Annotated in this window: 17 protein-coding genes and 1 riboswitch; of the genes, 11 read left to right on the forward strand and 6 right to left on the reverse strand. The window is 43.3% G+C overall.

The genetic code is table 11. The features are described from left to right. Positions 1-42: 42 nt before the first annotated feature. The 3 genes from hemG to L2703_RS12275 all read left to right on the forward strand — a co-directional run bounded on the left by hemG (position 43) and on the right by L2703_RS12275 (position 2,271). On the forward strand, positions 43-564 hold the full coding sequence (gene hemG / locus L2703_RS12265) for a menaquinone-dependent protoporphyrinogen IX dehydrogenase (protein WP_248971376.1): 522 nt from the start codon (positions 43-45) through the stop codon (positions 562-564). A 5-nt stretch (positions 565-569) separates the two neighbouring features. Next, positions 570-1,085: a cytochrome b/b6 domain-containing protein gene (locus tag L2703_RS12270; protein WP_248971377.1), complete on the forward strand. Its 516-nt coding sequence runs from the start codon at positions 570-572 to the stop codon at positions 1,083-1,085. A gap of 214 nt (positions 1,086-1,299) precedes the next feature. Further along, positions 1,300-2,271 (forward strand): aldo/keto reductase, encoded by a 972-nt coding sequence (locus tag L2703_RS12275; protein ID WP_248971378.1) that lies wholly within the window; start codon positions 1,300-1,302, stop codon positions 2,269-2,271. An 84-nt stretch (positions 2,272-2,355) separates the two neighbouring features. Here the strand turns inward: L2703_RS12275 and L2703_RS12280 are convergent, their stop codons facing one another. After that, on the reverse strand, positions 2,356-3,012 hold the full coding sequence (locus L2703_RS12280; protein WP_248971379.1) for a thiol:disulfide interchange protein DsbA/DsbL: 657 nt from the start codon (positions 3,010-3,012) through the stop codon (positions 2,356-2,358). Between the two features lie 122 nt (positions 3,013-3,134). Further along, positions 3,135-3,794, reverse strand: a complete 660-nt coding sequence (locus L2703_RS12285) for a DNA-J related domain-containing protein (RefSeq protein ID WP_248971380.1) — start codon at positions 3,792-3,794, stop codon at positions 3,135-3,137. Between the two features lie 268 nt (positions 3,795-4,062). Here L2703_RS12285 and L2703_RS12290 point away from each other — a divergent pair, with 268 nt between their 5' ends. The 6 genes from L2703_RS12290 to L2703_RS12315 all read left to right on the forward strand — a co-directional run bounded on the left by L2703_RS12290 (position 4,063) and on the right by L2703_RS12315 (position 11,395). Further along, the gene (locus tag L2703_RS12290) at positions 4,063-4,629 is read left to right on the forward strand and encodes a phosphoribosyltransferase (RefSeq protein WP_248971381.1); all 567 of its coding nucleotides are present in this window, start codon (positions 4,063-4,065) and stop codon (positions 4,627-4,629) included. Positions 4,630-4,783: 154 nt separating this feature from the next. Then, positions 4,784-6,700, forward strand: a complete 1,917-nt coding sequence (locus L2703_RS12295) for a peptidase U32 family protein (RefSeq protein WP_248971442.1) — start codon at positions 4,784-4,786, stop codon at positions 6,698-6,700. A 127-nt stretch (positions 6,701-6,827) separates the two neighbouring features. Beyond that, complete coding sequence (locus L2703_RS12300; RefSeq protein ID WP_248971382.1) at positions 6,828-7,127, forward strand: DUF3622 domain-containing protein; 300 nt, start codon at positions 6,828-6,830, stop codon at positions 7,125-7,127. A 128-nt stretch (positions 7,128-7,255) separates the two neighbouring features. Beyond that, positions 7,256-7,921, forward strand: a complete 666-nt coding sequence (locus tag L2703_RS12305; protein WP_248971383.1) for a hypothetical protein — start codon at positions 7,256-7,258, stop codon at positions 7,919-7,921. Positions 7,922-8,040: 119 nt separating this feature from the next. Beyond that, positions 8,041-8,221: riboswitch (cobalamin riboswitch) on the forward strand. A 128-nt stretch (positions 8,222-8,349) separates the two neighbouring features. After that, the gene (locus L2703_RS12310; RefSeq protein WP_248971384.1) at positions 8,350-10,338 is read left to right on the forward strand and encodes a TonB-dependent receptor; all 1,989 of its coding nucleotides are present in this window, start codon (positions 8,350-8,352) and stop codon (positions 10,336-10,338) included. 316 nt (positions 10,339-10,654) lie between these two features. Beyond that, a complete protein-coding gene (locus L2703_RS12315; protein ID WP_248971385.1) occupies positions 10,655-11,395 on the forward strand; it encodes an HDOD domain-containing protein in 741 nt (246 codons plus the stop codon). Here the strand turns inward: L2703_RS12315 and L2703_RS12320 are convergent. Beyond that, the gene (locus L2703_RS12320; protein ID WP_248971386.1) at positions 11,375-12,280 is read right to left on the reverse strand and encodes a LysR family transcriptional regulator; all 906 of its coding nucleotides are present in this window, start codon (positions 12,278-12,280) and stop codon (positions 11,375-11,377) included. The genes L2703_RS12315 and L2703_RS12320 overlap by 21 nt on opposite strands. Before the next feature lie 383 nt (positions 12,281-12,663). Between L2703_RS12320 and L2703_RS12325 the strand changes: the two genes are divergently transcribed. Next, on the forward strand, positions 12,664-12,870 hold the full coding sequence (locus L2703_RS12325; protein ID WP_248971387.1) for a dodecin: 207 nt from the start codon (positions 12,664-12,666) through the stop codon (positions 12,868-12,870). Between the two features lie 42 nt (positions 12,871-12,912). On the opposite strand, the gene queG is transcribed toward L2703_RS12325, so the two are convergent. Together queG and L2703_RS12335 are read right to left on the reverse strand one after the other, a co-directional pair. Then, positions 12,913-14,130, reverse strand: a complete 1,218-nt coding sequence (gene queG, locus L2703_RS12330) for a tRNA epoxyqueuosine(34) reductase QueG (RefSeq protein WP_248971388.1) — start codon at positions 14,128-14,130, stop codon at positions 12,913-12,915. 40 nt (positions 14,131-14,170) lie between these two features. After that, positions 14,171-16,057, reverse strand: coding sequence for a tetratricopeptide repeat-containing diguanylate cyclase (locus L2703_RS12335; protein WP_248971389.1), 1,887 nt, complete (start codon positions 16,055-16,057; stop codon positions 14,171-14,173). A gap of 385 nt (positions 16,058-16,442) precedes the next feature. Here L2703_RS12335 and L2703_RS12340 point away from each other — a divergent pair, with 385 nt between their 5' ends. Continuing rightward, positions 16,443-16,877: a DUF3069 domain-containing protein gene (locus L2703_RS12340; RefSeq protein WP_248971390.1), complete on the forward strand. Its 435-nt coding sequence runs from the start codon at positions 16,443-16,445 to the stop codon at positions 16,875-16,877. 55 nt (positions 16,878-16,932) lie between these two features. Here the strand turns inward: L2703_RS12340 and L2703_RS12345 are convergent, their stop codons facing one another. After that, positions 16,933-18,621, reverse strand: coding sequence for an NAD-dependent malic enzyme (locus tag L2703_RS12345; protein WP_248971391.1), 1,689 nt, complete (start codon positions 18,619-18,621; stop codon positions 16,933-16,935). Between the last annotated feature and the right edge of the window lie 131 nt (positions 18,622-18,752).

The following is an 18,752-nucleotide window of genomic DNA, read 5'->3' on the forward strand; positions in this document are numbered from 1 at the left end:
AGATATTGTATTACTTTTAAATGATTTCAATTTGAGGTCAGCATGAGTCATATTTTACTGATCCACTCAAGTGTTCATGGTTATACACAAAAAATATGTGAATACCTTAAAGGCAAGCTAGAAGCCCAGCAGCAACAGGTTACCATTGCGCCCCTGTCTGAGGTGCCTGAGCTAGCCAAGTTCGACAAAGTGTTTATCGGGGCCAGTATTCGCCACGGTAAGCACCGTCCAGCCCTATACCAGTTTATTGAAGATCACCGTAAAGAGTTAGAAAGCATCCCCAGTGGATTCTTTTCTGTCAGCTTAGTGGCGCGTAAACCGCTTAAAAACACCCCACAAACAAACATGTATATGCAGCAGTTTTTAAGCCAAAGCGTATGGCAACCTAAGCTTTTACAAGTGTTTGGCGGTAATTTAGATTACCAAGGCTATGGAGCAATGGACCGTAATATTATTCGCTTTATTATGTGGATAACCAAAGGGCCTACCGACCCCAATACCAAAGTCGAGTTTACTGATTGGCAAAAAGTCGATGAATTTGCTCAGCAAATGATAGAGGCTTAACCGTCATGAAATTCAAGCTGTTATGGCAGCGTATTGAAGTGATGTTGCATCCATTAGTGATGTTAATGTGCCTGTTATTAATTTGCACCAGTCCGTGGATCCTTATTGGCCGTCAACTTGGCTCGCGTGCCAGTTTTTGGGATTTTTTCCATGTATATGGTGGTTTATTCACTGCTTTATTGGCCGTCATGTTTACTTATAAAGTGTGTTCAGCCGGGCAATGGCGCCAATTTTTTCCTTGGCTAACACTTGAGTTCAAACCACTTCTTGCAGATATACGCGGTTTGCTACGGGGGCAATTACCTCATTCAGGAGGCAAAGGCTTAATTAGTGTTATTGAAGGCATAGGGGTTATTTTATTGCTGCTAGTGGTCATCACTGGTGGTGTTTGGTACGCGGTAGAGCCTCACGCTGCATTAGTGTGGCGCGGTTATCATATTCTGTTTGCACAAGGATTTATCGGTTTTATTGTGTTGCATTGTTTATTGGCACTGCTACATCTTAGAGACTTTTTTAGTTAGCCGTGGGTATCTTGATTTGTGTAAAAAGGTGTTTCTCTGGCATGTTGCTGCACTTAACGAAGTAACATAAATTCTGTTATCGATAAGCGTTAACCCAACACCATGGGTATTGTTTAGTGGTTGTTTTATCAAATCATAATTTTGTTTTTTGTGCTTCACCTTCATCAATAAACCTCTACACTAGTGATATCCTTATCTAAAGAGAGTTTATTTAATGTCAGCGCTTCCATTACAAAATGTATTACCTCATGTGAGTTCGTTAGCCTACGGCTGTATGGGGTTGGGTGGCGGTTGGAATAATAACCCTATTTGTGCCAGCGATATTCAACAGACTCACGACATTATCGATACCGCATTGCAAAACCAGATTAATTTTTTTGATCATGCCGACATATACACATTCGGTAAGGCAGAAACGGTATTTGGCCAAGTGTTAAAGCAGCGGCCTACATTGCGCGATACTCTGTACTTGCAAACCAAATGTGGTATTCGTTTTGAGGACCATCAAGGCCCAAAGCGATACGATTTATCATCGGCTTGGATCACCCACAGCGTTGAAAAAAGCCTCACTGCGTTAAACACAGATTACATTGATGTGTTACTGCTTCACCGACCAGATCCATTAATGCGAGTGAGTGAAATTGCAGACACTTTTCATCAGCTAAAAGCGGCGGGTAAAGTGCGCTTTCTTGGTGTGTCTAATATGCAACAGCATCAAATGAGCGCCTTGCAACGGGCACTGAATGAACCATTAGTGGTCAATCAAATTGAGATGAGCTTGCAAAAACATGCCTGGGTTGACGAAACCGTTTACGCAGGTAATCAAGACGGAAAAGACATTAACTTTACCCCAGGTACACTCGAATATTGCCATCAACATAATGTCCAACTGCAAGCTTGGGGCAGTTTATGTCAGGGCATTTACACTGGCGTTAGTACAACAGGGCAATCTGATGCAGTGCAGCACACCAGTCAACTTGTTGCTAGGTTAGCTGCTGAATACGGTGTCAGCCCAGAAGCCATTTTACTCAGTTGGTTAATGCTACATCCAAGCCAAATTCAACCTGTTATTGGCACAACCAACCTTGAACGGATAAAGGCTTGCGCGCAAGTAGGAGTTATAACCCTAAGCCGCGAGCACTGGTATGCATTGTATGTCAGCGCTAAAGGGCACGAGCTTCCTTAAAAGGCTGCACAGTTCAATAAAAAATGGCTATCCACTGGATAGCCATGTTTATTTTGTAAGGTAAACTTTAATTTCTAAAGCAAATTACTTTTCTAATGCGAGATAGTTAATTAAACCAATAATGTCATCAAGGGTGCGCATTTCATTTAAGTTAATGGCGTATTTATCGTTAACAATAAAAGCGGGCACGCTTTGTACCGCGTATATGACTTGCTGCTGACGCCATAAACTGAGTTTTTTGTCGGTTGCCGCGCTGTCGGCAACATCATCATACTGCTTGGCATCAACACCAAATTCAGCAAACACTTTTTTTATGTCATCACGGCTGTTAATCAGCGATTTATGCTCATGTCCTGCCGCGCTATGATCATGGCCAGCGTTATTGTCTTTACCTTGAATGGCACCAAACATGGCCATTTTTAATGCTTCTTTGTTAGCTACTTCGTGGATAACCGCTAATGAGCGCATGACTTCTGTGCCTAAATCACTGTTCATAAAGTCGACGTGTTTGCTGTCAAATGCCACTCTTTTGTCTAAGCCTTTTTTAATTTCAGGTAGATACTGGCTTTCCATGTTGAAGCAGTTATGGCAATAAAAAGAGAAAAACTCAGTCACTTTAGGTTCGCTTGGAACCATGTTGTTTGAGATTTGAGTGTAGTGTTGACCTTCAACAAATTGCGCCGCAAAACTGCTAATAGGGGCAAGGGCAAAGGTGACGGCTAAAGCTAAATATTTAAACATGGCAACCTCAATCTGGAACAATAAACCACAATATGATGGCATAAATAGCCAATCACGGCGGCAGAATTTATGTGATCCAGCTGAGATTTACGCAAAATACTTCAGCGATAATCGTATAGGGTTTATTCTCGGAGCGTTTGCCAGGCTTCGCATACTTCACGAAACCGTTCTGTATCGCCTTCATCACGATCAGGGTGCCATTTAAGGGCTAGCTTGCGCCATTGCTTACGAATGTCTCTGTCTGTTGCGGTTTCATCCAGCTCGAACACTTTTAAAGCATGGCCTTTATTCATTAATTTAACATTAACACCAATATACTGTTGGTAGCTTGACCAGAAAGACTCCAGCATTTCGCGCACCACATTGACACTGGCATCATAATTACTCCAATCAAGATAATAGTCACGTAAGGCGCCATCTCTTACATGCTCAATATCTGCGTTGGCCGGAATAATCCTAAAAATTTGAATGTCCATCGCTTTTACTTGCAGCCATTGTCTGGGCATTAACATATCTTGCAACTCATAAAGGGCATTCATCAGCAGAAAGTTGCGTTTAAACAAATCTTTTTCAGGCAATGGGTCAAGATCGTGCATCAAACCTTTGGCTTGCAGTTCGCTGGCCAAATGATGGACCTTCCAGCTTTGACTTGAGGATTTTAATAACGTTAATACAGGCCAAATTAATGGATTGTCGCCTTTAGGCACATTCATTTCGCGAGTTGATCCCGCGTGAGATAAAGCGTGTTGTGAATGATTCTGTGAGTTTTTGTCGAGCAACATAGTGGCGTATTCATCCTGAATTGGCGATTGAATCAATGTTTCGATGAAATCACTATGCCATAGCCGCAGTGAATGACAAGTAGATTTTAAGAGCGACTCAACAGACATTCATGAGCTTAAAGCAAAGCGATATGAGTTCACTTATTTTAGAAGATAATCCAGTTTCTGGTCTTAATGTAGATTTTGATCAATTAATTCTGATTCTTACAGGCAAGATAATTTGATTTGGTATAAAATTCCCGGCAACAAATTAATAAGGGGCTTTGCAATGACCGATAAACACTATATTAGCGCACAACAACTTTTAGAAGATTCATTTAGACTGGCAGCGCAAGTGTATGACAGTGGTTTTAGACCGCAGTTTATTGTTGGTATTTGGCGTGGCGGGGCTCCCATTGGTATTGCAGTGCAAGAGTATTACGACTTTAAAAAAGTCGAAACCGACCACATCGCGGTGCGCACGTCATCTTACTATGGCATCGGCACCGACAAGCAAGATAAAAATATCAAGGTTCATGGTCTGCATTACATTATTGAAAATGCCAATGCCAGCGATGGTTTGCTGATTGTAGATGACGTATTTGATTCAGGTCGCAGCATTGATGCGCTAATTGGCAAACTTAAAAAGTTTATGCGCCTAAATGTACCAAACGACATTCGTATTGCTTGCCCATATTACAAGCCTAAAAACACTAAAGTGGATTTAAAGCCTGATTATTTTATTCATTCATCTGAAGACTGGTTAGTGTTTCCACACGAAGTATCAGGCTTAACACCACAAGAAATAGCAGAAGGTAAATCGGACTTTAAAAACATCCAAGAGCTGTTTTTATAAACCAGCGAGTTAGTCGTAATTTTACTTAGAACTTTGATTAAAGTTTGCTAAAATACGTGTTAATGCGAGTGCGTCAACATACTCATGTCATTGAGACGATATCAGTATGTTGGCGCACTTTTTTATCCGAATTGAGCGAAATTTAGTTAACATTATGGTTTCTGTAGAATTGTTTACCCCTGAGGCACCTGTAAAGCGCCAACTTGAACTGCTTGCACCAGCTAAAAATGCCGATTACGGCATTGAAGCGATTCGCCACGGTGCTGATGCGGTTTATATTGGCGGCCCTGCGTTTGGCGCGCGTCATAATGCTGGCAACAGCGTTGAAGACATTGCTCGCCTGGCAGAGTTTGCTCATCGTTACCATGCCCAAGTGTTTGTGGCATTAAACACCATTTTAATGGATAACGAGATAGACAAAGCGCAAAAGCTCATTTGGGAACTCTACGAAGCCGGTGTCGATGCCTTGATTATTCAAGACATGGGTGTATTGCAACTGGATTTACCGCCTATTGCCTTGCACGCAAGTACACAAACCGATAACCGCAGCCCAGAAAAAACCGTCTTTTTAGAGCAGGTTGGCTTTTCGCAGGTGGTTTTGGCTCGCGAGCTGAATATTCCGCAAATTCGTGATATTGCCGCCAGTACCAAAATGAAGTTAGAGTTCTTTATTCATGGGGCGTTATGCGTAAGCTACAGTGGTTTATGTAATTTAAGCCATGCCTATTCTAACCGCAGTGCTAACCGTGGCGAATGTTCACAAATGTGCCGCCTACCGTGTAATTTAACCACGCGTGACGGTGACGTATTAGCTGAAAACCAGCATTTATTGTCACTGAAAGACAACAACCAAACCGATAACCTAGAAGCCTTAATCGATGCAGGTATTAGCTCGTTCAAAATCGAAGGCCGCTTAAAAGACATTACCTATCTTAAAAACGTTACTGCACATTATCGCCAGCAACTAGACGCCATTATTGCCAAACGCAATGATTTAGAATCAATTTCTCACGGTCGCTGCGAGTTTAACTTTACGCCAGACCCAGATAAAAGCTTTAACCGTGGTAAAACCGATTATTTTGTTAATGAGCGCACAGAAGCCATTGAACACTTTAGCTCGCCTAAGTTTATTGGTGAAAAAATTGGTCGTATTACCCAGGTTGGTAAAGACTTCATTAAAATTGATACCAAAGAAAGCGGCAAAGACATTCAATTTAACAACGGCGACGGCTTATGTTACTTCGTTGAGCACTATGAAACTCAGCGCCTGTCTGATGACAAACTCTCAGGTTTACGGGTTAACCGTGCCGACGGTCATACCCTGTATTTAACTGAAGTACCAAAAGACTTAAAAGTCGGTGTAATGATGTTTCGTAACTTCGACCATAAGTTTGAAGCGACATTAAATAAAGACTCAGCAACACGTAAAATTACTGTTGATATGAAACTGTTTGATACCGACGACGGTGTGGGACTAACCATCACCGACGTACATAATATTAGTGCCAGTGCAACGCTAATATGCGACAAAGCCCCCGCAAACGATCAAGCAAAAACCGCTGACAACCTTAAAAAGCAATTAGGTAAACTTGGCAGCAGTGATTTTGTGTTAAACAAGGTTAACTTACACACCGCGCAAATGTGGTTTTTACCGGCCTCAATGATTAACGAGCTGCGCCGTGATGCCGTTAGCGCGTTAATGGCGGCACGAGTGGCTGCTTACAAGCGCCCAGAACGTTGGGTGCATGATAAAAGCGCTCGTTTCCCACAAAAAGCCTTAAGCTTTTTATCTAATGTGGCCAACGAAAAAGCCAAATCGTTTTACGAGCAACATGGGGTGATTCAAATCGAAGACACCTACGAAAAAAACACCGTATTGCATGATGCGCCATTAATGGTCACCAAGCATTGTTTACGTTACAGCTTTAACTTGTGCCCCAAAGAAGTTGAAGGCATTAAAGCCGAGCCGATGTTCCTCGATGTGGGTAAAGACAAGCTAAAGCTGGTTTTTGATTGTCATAAATGTGAGATGATGATTGTGGGTTCAAACCAGTTAGTGAAGCAGCAATAACGCCATAATAAAAAAGCGTTAAAAATAACCAATAATAGCTGCCCAAACTCGTTTGTATCGAGTACACTGCGCGGCTGAAATTTCATGGGTTTTGCACTGCGATACCCAAAGTAGGATAGAAAAGATTATGAGCGATAGCAAAAAGTACGGTTTACGTGTTACACAGGTTGAAAACACCTGGAAAACCGAAATTACTCGTCGTATGACAGCGACTAAAACCATAGTATCAAAAAGCCAAGATGGTTTTGCCACAGAAGCAGAAGCCATTGCATGGGGCGAGCAGGCATTACAAGGCTTTTTGTCTAAGCAAGCTGACCGCAACAAGCGTAAAACAGAGAAACACCTCAAGGCTAAGAGTTTAGCGGCTGCTATCGCTGCAGAATCAGCTGTTGATGAAGAATACGAAGACGACGAAGAGTTAAACTAACATTTTACAATGGTGTAAATGTTATAGATAAGTTTCAATTTTTGTATGTTCAGGATAGGATATACGTAATTAGCATGATATTTAATCAACTTATCGCCACATCTTGACCTAGCAAGGATGACATTAGGATGAACAAGGTTGCTGCATTTATCTGCTACGCGGGTTGTGCTGGATTAGCTTGGCTACTACCTCATACCGCGTATGCAACTTTACCAGCATTGGTCACATTGGGCGCCCAAAGTGACTCACCTGGCGTGCTTGTTATGTCTAGCGATGTCAAGCGCTTAACCACGGTATCGCAAACGTTCGGTTTTTTACCTCCTCTTTCATGGAAACTCGCCTTTAACGAAAGGCGTGGTGACATGACCATGGCAGAATTTATTCCCGCAAATGAAACGCTCAATGATTGGTCTAGTATGGTGTGCATGCAGGGCTTTAAAGGGCTTGCAGAAGATGTAGACCCAGAAGACTTTTTAGATTCTATGGCCAACACTTATCGAGAACATTGCCAGGGTGAGGTGATTTACCAGCAACTAGGCAGTTTGAAAATTGAGGGATACGAAGCCGTGCATGGGTTATTAGGCTGCACCAGTATGCCCAATATTCATAATGCCTCGGCGGTGGTGTCAACATCTTACATTACCAGTCCGCAGGGTGAAATGGGCTACTTTACGGTGATAAGCGATGATGACGATATTTATTTAGTGCATAAATCGATTCGAACGGCAGTATTTACGGCCACTTCAGCGCCGATTAATCAAAACAATTATCGTGACTTTATGGCTGAGCCCTAATGTGAATAATCCGCGAGTTGTTTTCATGTCATTTGCCTATCAGCCACGCATCGATTCAGTTATAATCCCGCCGACGTTTATGGCGGGATGTTCAAATCCCCTGGGCCATTAAACCATTCAGTTTAGTCAATCTTTACGGTGCCAATATTGAGTCAACCTGACTCATTGGAGAATCGGGAAACCAGTGAAAGTCTGGTACTGCCCCCGCAACGGTGATGGGTGAGAACTTACCTAAGTTCGCGTGTACTGCTAAAGTACCACAGCCTCAGTCCGGAGACCGGCCATAAAGATGATTTCGATGATTTCGGTGGGCAGATCTCGAGATGTGATGTTATGCCGTTTTTGGCTTACTTGGATAAGTAAGCCGCAAAGTGGTGGCAATGTTGCGGCGCTACTGCCCCATTTTTCCTTTTAGGAGTTAAAGGTAAATGGGTACTAAACCAACTACACTGGCACTATTAATTAGTGCAACGCTTTGTGCTACCAGCCTTAACGCTGTTGCAGCACCAACCTCAACAATTTTGGCTTCAGCCACATCTACTGCCGACGTGGCAATGGATGAGACGATTGTGGTCATTGGCCGTAATCACACTAACCCGTTAAATATTGCGGCTAATGTTAATGTCATCGATGCAGCTGACATCGAAATGAGCGGCGCAACCAATTTAACCGACTTGCTACGTGGCCAATCAGGCATACAGGTATCAGATAATAACTCTGGTGCGGTATTTTCTATGCGCGGTTTTTCATCTTCGCAAGCGGTTAATAATACCCTTATTTTAGTCGATGGCCGCAGGCTCAATAATATCGATATTTCAGCGCCAAGTGTGGAGTCTATCCCACTTAACTTAATTGAACGTGTTGAAATACTCTCTGGTAGTGCAGGCGTGTTATACGGCGATCAAGCGGTAGGCGGGGTGATTAACGTTATCACTAAAGCCCCAACCGAAACCTCTGGTGGCCTGCAAGTGGGTGGCGGCAGTTTTGATACCTATGAAGTTAAAGGTGATGTGTCTGGCGCAATAACCGACACCTGGCGTTACTTTTTAGCGGGCAGTTACAATCAAGGTGACAATTACCGTGACAATAATGACAATGAAACCGGCTCTATTTTAGGCCGTATTCAGTACCAAACTGATGTTGAAGATTTTTATGTCGAAGTGAATCACTTTGACAACGACCGTCAGGCACCAGGGGCCTTAAGTTTAACGCAATATGAGCAGAACCCTCGCCAGGTTGCGTCTTTTTCAGAGGGTGAATATTCTCACGAAATCACGACCGCTTTACGCAGTGGCTATCAATATCAACTCACCGATGTATGGGCACTAGCTGCTGACTTAACCTATTCAGACTCTGCAACAAGCAGTTTCCTGTTTGGTAGCGCAGGGCACATTGACCGCGAGTTATTGAGTTTTTCACCTAAAGCCACAGCAAACTATCAACTGGCTAATGGCGCATTAACCATGGTTGCCGGTATTGATGTAAGCCGAGGCGAAGCAGACTTTGACACCTTGTATATTCAACGTAATAACCAACAAACAATGCAAAGTGCCTATGTGCAAGCCTCGGTGCCGTTAACCTCAACATTGTCGTATGTGGTTGGTGGTCGTTATTCTGAAGTCACAGACGATTTAACCGATCAATTACTGTATGCGCAGGGCATTGAACTGGACAATGATGCACATGCATTAGAACTTGGCTTAAATTATCGTCCGAGTGCCGAGCATCGTTTATATGTTCGCGCTAACGATAACTTCCGTTTTGCAAAAGTAGATGAGCAAGCATACACACCATTAGACGTACAAGGCTTAAACCCACAAACTGGTCGCTCTTATGAAGCGGGCTGGGATTGGGTTGGCGCAACGCAAACCGTTACGTTAAATCTTTACCGTCTTGATTTAGAAGACGAAATTGTTTATGACGGCAGCCGTACTGACGGCCCGTACGGTGGTGGTGCAAACGTCAATGCTGACGAGTCGCGCCGCGTTGGTCTTAACACCCGTTATGAAGTGCAATTATCAAATGACTGGCTGTTAGGGGCGTCGTACGACTATATTGATGCTGAATTTACTCAAGGTGAAAACGATGGAAAAGCACTTTCTTGGGTGGCGGAGCATTCTGGTAAAGCTTACATGAGTTACGATTTTGCCCAGCACTGGCAAACGTTTGTGGAAGCCGTTTACACGGGCGAGCGTTACATGGAAGGTGACAACAGTAATGCAGGGGATAAGCTAGACAGCTATGTGTTAACTAATGTCGCGTTAAATTATCGTCGCAATGCTTGGACAGCCAGTTTACGTGTCGATAACTTACTAGACGAAGACTATGTTGGCACCGGATATTATTCCTCTTATGGCAATGGTTACTACTCAGGTACTGGCCGCTCATTTAGGATCACAGCCGGTTATCGCTTTTAAAAGGTAAACCTAAGCGTGTTGAACACCAAAGCCAGTAACTATTACTGGCTTTCGTTTTGATATATCGTTAAATTAACCTGAGCTCGGGATAATAAATGCCTTTCAAACAGTCCTTTGCCCTGCTCACTGCGTTGAATCGACTTACAATAGGCTAGCTATTGACGCGTCAATTCGCCTTGTTAGCAGAACAAATGACAAGCTTGAAAGCGATAACGGGTAACATGTTGATTTTAAATAGTATAATTTCATCCCTTATCCCGAGCTCAGGTTAAATTAATTTATACCCCGAAATACTCATTTAAGGTAACTGACGCAAATGACAAATCTTGAACAACAAGTGCTGACTCAAGTTCAAGCCATTATTGGCAATGAAGAGCAGGTTATTGGCCGACGTGGTATTTTGATCCCATTAAAAAAAGCGTTAATTAACGAAGCCGATATTCGTATTGTAATTGATACGGTTTCAGCCGACCCAGCGCTTGCGGCTCATTTATTACAACGCAGTAATACGGCACAAGCTGCCGGTGTTGTGTCGACTAAAAGCCGCAGTGTAAAAGATGCCTTAATCCGCTTAGGGCAGGTCAATATTTACCGTTATGCGTTTTCGTTTTATTTAAAAGAGCGCCTTGATGAACTTGCCCAGCCATACAAAAAGTTAGTACAGGGCTACTGGTCGTTAAACGAATCTATCGCCCAAGACTGCATGACCTTATTACGCGAAGAAAGCGACGCCGGTATAGCAACAAATGTAGATGCCGATGAGGTACAAACCTTGGCCTTGTTTAGTGTGTTTGGTCAGGTGATTGCGTTAACGGCCTTTGCTTATTTAAATGCTGAACTGCCAAGGCCCGTGTCGTTAAAAGTACTTAAATCGTTAATTGAGCAACAGCAACAAAAACTGTCGTTAGAGGCATTTGAGTCGCTGGGGCTGGATGATGATTTACGCGATGAGTTTTTAATTGCGCATAACTTACGTCAAACACAAAACCCTGGCTCAGCAGGACTTGTGCTTCGACGTGTGTTATCTAAACGAAACTTATTGATTAACCCGCTGTAATGCAAGCCCTTCGCTCGCCACAAGCTCTAGCCACTTTTGAATTAAACTTGCATTAGTGGCATCGCGGCGATAAGCACCAAACAATGGGCGTTTAAGTCCTTCTGCGCCTAATTTTATCGCGGCTAAACTCAAGCCTTGGCTTTCACGGATTGACCAAGTTGGCAGTGTTGAAACACCATCATTACAGGCAACTCGTTGCAATAACATTGAGGTTAAATCACATTGCTTTTGTTCACCCGGCTCAACACCTGCAGGCTCTAAAAAGTGTTTGTAAATGTCTAGGCGCGCTAATGGCACAGGGTAGCTGATCACTGTTTCTTTAGCCAAATCAGACGGTGTCACATAGGCCTTTTTCGCTAGCGGATGTTCACTTGACGTGACAAGCTTTACCTCAAAATCAAACAAATGTTGATACGCCACACTGTGTCCAGGCACAGGATCTGAGGTCAGTACAATATCTAACCCGCCCGTTTGCAGTGCATTGAGCGAATCAAACAAGTGACGGCTTGAAATATCAACCTGTGCATCGGGAGCGTGTTGCTTAAATTGCTCAATGACCGGCATTAACCAACGAAAACAACTATGGCATTCAATGCCTAATTTTAACTGCTGGCTTTCACCTTCAAGACCACGTTTAAGATCAGATTCGGTCGCAATCACCTTTGGTAAAATTTCTTCTGCTAAATTCAGCAGGCGTGCACCTTCATGGGTGAAAGTTAACGGTTTACTTTTGCGCACAAAAATTGCCGAGTTAATACGAGTCTCTAACTCTTTTATTTGATGAGAAAGCGCCGACTGGGTTACAAACCGCTTTTTAGCTGCACCTGCCAAACTGCCACTTTCTTTTAACGCCATCAAGGTGCGAAGGTGTCTAAGCTCTATCATTTTCTCTCCACATGAAACTTGCTCAACTCGCTGTTGAAATCAATTCGATTGCTTGACAGCAGATTAACACAATAAACTTCTAGACGTCCAGACGCCTGTATGAGTTATTTTACATATTTAACTATTAATTTTAGTTAATAAAGCGGTTTTTCTGTATACAATATTCAATAACTGAGTTTGCTATTATTACCGCAGCTGCTAAACGATAAACTCAAGCAGGTATTTGAAGAGCCAACGCGCTTGCCTGCAGCACATGATTGACACCATATCCCTACAAGCCTCTAGCGACAGAAAAAAGCGCACCGACAAGCTTAAGACTATACTGATAAATGATTAATCAATTATCAGCAGCGCTTAAATGAGCTGAAAATAAGGAGTTAAGCATGAGTCATACTTACAAAATCATCGAGCTTGTTGGTTCATCGCCCATCAGCAGTGACGAGGCAGTAAAAAACGCCATTGCGTCAGCCAATAAATCGCTAAAACATCTGCGTTGGTTTGAAGTAGTTGAAACCCGAGGGCATCTAGAAGAAGGCTTAGTTGCCCACTGGCAAGTCACCATTAAAGTTGGCTTTACCTTGGAGAATTAATGTATTGAAGGTTGGGTATGAATCACACTTATAATAAATCCACTAGGCATCTCTTGGTAGGCCTTTTTGTATGGCTCTAATGACGCGTTGGGTTTTGCGTGAAATCGCGTCCTGTGGTGCTTTTTGTTGCTGCTGTGTAATAGCCCAGTCGATGTGTTCTATTACCATGTCGTCGACTTCATCGCTGAGCTTGCGTTGATTGAGCGCGGCGATGATTTCTGGGTTTGCAGGGGCGTTTCCTAGTGCGATAGCAATATTGCGTAGCCAGCGTTTATGGCCGATACGGCGAATGGCGCTGCCTTCTGTTTGACGCAGAAATACCGCTTCTGACCAGTTAAATAGCGTGATGAGTTCGGGTTGAACTAGCGCTTGGCGGGTATGAAAGTCAGACTCTGCTGTTAGTGGTGCTTTGCTGTTAACGGGGCAGACGAGTTGGCAGTCGTCGCAGCCGTATATGCGGTTGCCAATTAAGGGCCGAAATTCTACTGGTATTGCTCCTTGCAACTCAATGGTTAAGTACGATATGCAGCGCCTTGCGTCGACGACGTAGGGTTCGACTATGGCGTTGGTTGGGCATGATTTTATGCAGGCAACGCAGGTGTTGCAGTCGGCTTTTATTGGGATGTCTACCGGTAAAGGGAGGTTAATGAGCAGCTCACCTAAAAAAAACCAACTGCCAGCGTCTGGATGCAAAATAAGCGAGTGCTTGCCTGTCCAACCGAGCCCTGCTTTATCGGCAAGTGGGCGCTCAAGTATGGGGGCCGAATCGACAAAAGGCCTAAAGTCGGTGTTATTGACCCCGAGGGTGTTGCAGTGTTCGGTAATTTTGTCGCCCAGTTTTTTAAGCCGTTGACGGATCATTTTGTGGTAGTCCCGCCCGCCTGCGTACCGGGAGATATAGCCTAAATTGGGGTCGGTTAAATTACTGGCAAAACCCGCCTCTGGCGGCAGGTAATCCATGCGTGCACAAATCACTCTTAATGTGCCTGGGTGGAGCTCATTAGGGCGTGCGCGCATCATGCCGTGGCTGGCCATGTAGTTCATTTCACCGTGGTAGCCGTTATCTAACCAGTGTTGTAAACCCGCTTCGTGTTGGCTTAAATCGATATCTGCCACCCCGATGTGGGCAAAGCCAAGCGCTTTGCCCCAACTTTTGATGTGTTTGCTTAGCTCGGTGAGTTGAGCTGCGGTTAGCGGGCAAGACTTGGCTGTTGCTTTGGTGAGCGGTTTTGTTATTGATGTTGGGGTTGTAGGCGTCATGGCACTGTTATTAAGTAAACACCCCGAAATTATACGCGTTTTACTCGGCTTTGACACAGTTTCTGCCCGCGGCTTTGGCAGAGTAGAGTGCTTTATCGGCTTTGAGTAATAAAGGGGATAATTCCGTTTCATTACTGTAGCTTGCCACCCCAGCACTGATTGTTTGTTCTAAGTGGGGGGATAGTTGGCTCCAATCATAATTGGCGATGGTGTCAATTAAGCGGTTGGCAATTTCAATGGCTTTGGTTTTATCGATATTGGGCAGTAGTACCAAAAACTCTTCGCCGCCCACTCGGCCAACCACGTCTGTTTCGCGCATCATGCTTGAGCAAATTGAGGCTAATTTAACTAAGACTTTATCGCCTATCTCATGGCCTAAAGTGTCATTCACTTTTTTAAAGTGATCGGCATCGAAAGAAATAATAGAAAAGGGCTTGGCCGACTGTTGTGCAGCTTTTAAAAAATGCTGGCCTTGTGCATAGGTGTCGCGTCGGTTTGACAATTTAGTGAGATCATCGGTTAGTGCTAACACTTTAAATTGTTTTTTTCGCACAAGCTGTTTGTAAGCAAACACGGATACAATCACTAAAATAATGGCTACAAGGATAATTATAATAATCTGCATTTGTTCATTACGTTGCAGAATTTGTAATTGTTGTTCTTTGTCTTTGTCTCGTTGCACTAACCATTCGTTTTCGGACTGAATTTTGTCGGTGTTAAAGCGCGTTTGCATTTCTGTGTTTCTGTCTGACATGGTTTGTTTGTCGAGTTCAAGATGTGAGTCGACATAAGCCAGTAGTGAGTTATATGCTTCTTGCCACAAGGCTAAGTCTTGATAGATTTGGCTTTTTAAACGCAGTGCGCTGTTAAGGCCACGAGCATTTTCACTGTCACTAAACGCTTGCTCTGCTTTTTGTATATATTCTAATGCTTGGGTATTGTTGTTGAGTTTGTTATGCACATTTGCAAGGTACAAATTCATATAACTATAGCTGCCTTCGTTGTCCGATTTAATCTGTTTTTCGGCTTGTTCTAGTATGGCTTTGGCTTCGTCTAGGCGATTGAGGTGAATTAAATTTCCACCGATGCTTATCGAGGCATCTGCAGCGGCGGTGATTTCATTTTCACTTAACCAAAAATCTCGGCCTTTTTGATAACGGACTATGGCCTCTTGGTAGCGCGCTAACTCTTCCAATGACATGGCGATTTCATTGTTGATTTTATTTGCAGCAAATAACTGATTTTGTTGGCGGTAGTATTGCTCAAGTTTTAATTGGTATTTAAGGGCATTTTCGGCATCACCAAAGCGGCGGTAACTGTTAGCCAGCTCGCCCAGATTTACATTGGCCCAGTAGGGAAGGTTAAGCGTTTCGTATAGGTTTTGTGCGGTAATAAGATCTTCTAACGCGGCAGAAAAATTACCCATGTAAGACAATATGGTGCCTCTAATACTGCGACCATCGGCAATGAGTCGTGGGTCTTCTAGTAGATAGGCATTGTCGATGGCGGTGTCTAGGTCAGCAAATAACGTATCGTTTTTACCCAAATAATGTAAAAACCATGTTTTACATAATTGCAGATCAATTTGGATTAATGATGGTGTGGCTTGGTGATATATTTTGAGATGTTCATCAGCAAAACGAACTGCAGCTTTCATTTGTTCTGAGTTGTCAGCGGGCAAATTCCAACAGGTTAAGCGCGTGTGCAGTTGTTGTCTTGCCACGTCGTTACTCGCTAAACTGTCTTTGTATTCTTGAAGCAGTTTGCTGATGTCGTCGTCAGACAAAAATTTTCCGCTGTCAAACAGTTGATAAATTTCATCGGCCCTTGGGTTATCAATCGGGCTGGCATTTGTTTTGCCAGCGATGCCGACTAACATAAACAGTATTAAACAATTAACTGTGCCTGTGAGTATTGATTTAAACAAAGCGACTGAGTCTCATTTTAATTATTATTAGATAACGTCGTGATTTAGATTAGCGTTTTTTTAAACAAATGTCTTGTATATAAATTGTTTAGTTGATGATTTGTTACACATTCATTTTGTTTCAATTGTGGTGCCCCTTGGTCAGTAAACTGGGTTTGCATTTGGGGGGGCAGACGCCTTTATGATGGTGGTATTACATCCCTTTGCGTTGAACCTTGCCTAAAAGAATGCCCAGCTGCTTTGGCTTTACGTTCTCGCTATTTGAAAGGGAGCAACCATGACTTAGCGACGCCTTAATCAAATACCGCTGGACGCATTCTGAGTGGTCACTTATTGATGCGCAATGGTATTATGTACATTGTTGCTAAAAAGTAGAGAGAACACCATGAGCAAAGTTGATCAAGAATATGAAAAAGTGGCTAGGCAAATTTCTTATAATGTCGCCAATAAAGTGTTACCCATGGATCAGTTGCCGCAAACACTGCAAGAAGCTTACGATGGTTTATTTAACGAGTTAGTTGCAGACAAGGCCAATGTATTTGCACAAGCTTGGGCTGCTTTGCCTGCCAGTGCGCAAAAGTTATTTACTCAAGCTGAGTTTCATGGTTTTTATATTGCCAATGCGTGGATGCAATTAAGCCGGGTGGCACAAGAAATTGCCGACAGCGCCGACTCTGAAGAAGAAATGAATAATAATGAATACGATGGTGTCTTTGGCCGTTTAGCTGAGCAATCACTTAAAGAGTGTTTGCGTAAGCTTAAAAAGGCCCGTACCGATAGGTCAATGTTTAACAGCTTTAAGCAAGTCATGTCGCAATAGTGTTTGCCAAGATAAAAAATCCCAGCTGAGCTGGGATTTTTTATGCATAAAATTATTAAAACGAGGTGCGTCTATAACGGCGATATTCTGGTTCCCAGAAGTTGGCTTCAATAGATTGTTTTAATAGCTCATCGGTGCATGGTAAGGCTAAACCTTGGTCAATAGCGGTACGAGCTACTGCAAAGGCGATGTACTTACTCACACTTTGAATATCTTCTAGTTTTGGCAATAACGATCCGGTGCCATTTTTACCTAATGGAGAGCATTCTGATAACGCTTGGCTTGATGCCATTAGCATTTCATCTGACACGCGTTTGGCGCCGCAAGACAATACCCCTAAACCAATACCCGGGAAAATAAAGCTGTTGTTGCATTGGGCTATTTCATAGGTTTCGCCATTAACGACAACCGGTTCAAACGGGCTACCCGTTGCCACTAATGCCTGGCCAGATGTCCAGTGTAAAATATCTTTTGGCGTAGCTTCAACGCGGCTTGTTGGGTTAGAAAGCGGAAACACAATTGGGCGTTTACAATGGCTGTGCATGGCACGAATGATTTCTTCGGTAAATAATCCCGGCGCGCCAGATACACCAATTAACACAGTTGGCTTGGCATTGTTAACAACATCTAATAACGAAATGTTGTCGCTGTAGTTGTCCCAACCTTTAACGCGGTCGCATTGTTGTGCCAACTTTTGCTGAAATGGCAGTAAGTTAGGCATGTTGTCTAACAATAAGCCCCAGCGGTCAACCATAAAGACTTGCGAGCGAGCTTGCTCGTCGCTGATGCCCTCTGCAACCATTTGTGCCACGATGGCTTCTGCAATGCCGCAGCCTGCGCTACCAGCCCCTAAAAACGTGACTCGTTGCTGGCTTAAGGTGCTGTTAGCCGCTTTACATGCTGCCAGTAATGACCCCACAGTTACAGCTGCGGTGCCTTGAATGTCGTCGTTAAAGCTACAATATTGATCTTTATAGCGTTCAAGCAGTGGCATGGCATTTTTTTGTGCAAAATCTTCAAACTGGATTAAGGCATCGGGCCAGCGGCGGCTAACGGCCTGCATAAAGGCTTCAACAAATTCGGTGTATTCATCGCCGCCAATACGTTGGTGACGCCAACCCATGTACATTGGATCTTCTAATAAATGTGGGTTATCTGTGCCCACATCTAGGGTAATGGCTAAGCAGTATGCTGGGCTTATCCCGCCGCAACTGGTGTAGAGTGATAATTTACCAATGGGGATCCCCATGCCGCCAATACCTTGATCACCAAGGCCTAAAATACGCTCGCCGTCTGTGACAACGATGACTTTTACTTTATGGCGGGTTGAGTTGTTTAAGATGTCGTCTATGCGGTCTTTGTTAGGGTACGAAATAAATAACCCACGGTTGCGGCGATAGTTTTTAGAAAAACGCTCACAGGCTAAGCCTACCGTTGGGGTATAGATTATCGGCATCATTTCGCTGATATGATTACGCACTAAACGGTAAAACAGGGTTTCGTTGGTGTCTTGAATGTTGCGTAAATAAATATGTTTATCAAGGTCGTTATTGAAACTTTTAAACTGAGCATAAGCGCGCGAGGCTTGCTCGTCGATGGTTTCAATTACCCAAGGCAATAATCCTTCGAGGTTAAAGTAAATGCGTTCTTCTTCGCTAAATGCAGTGCCTTTGTTAAGCAGAGGAGATTCAAGAATCGCAGGACCAGCGAAAGGAAGATAGAGGGGGCGTTTATTATCGTCCATGGGGAACCTTAATGTGTGTGTGTTTTAAGAATATTTATTATTATAGATTATCACGTCTGATCTTTTTTGTGGTCTGTTAAGTGACTAAAATCACGTTTTTTATTTTGAATTATTCTCCTGTTCAATAGAGT

The sequence above is a fragment of the Shewanella basaltis genome, assembly GCF_023283885.1.
In the GTDB taxonomy this organism is placed as follows: domain Bacteria; phylum Pseudomonadota; class Gammaproteobacteria; order Enterobacterales; family Shewanellaceae; genus Shewanella; species Shewanella basaltis.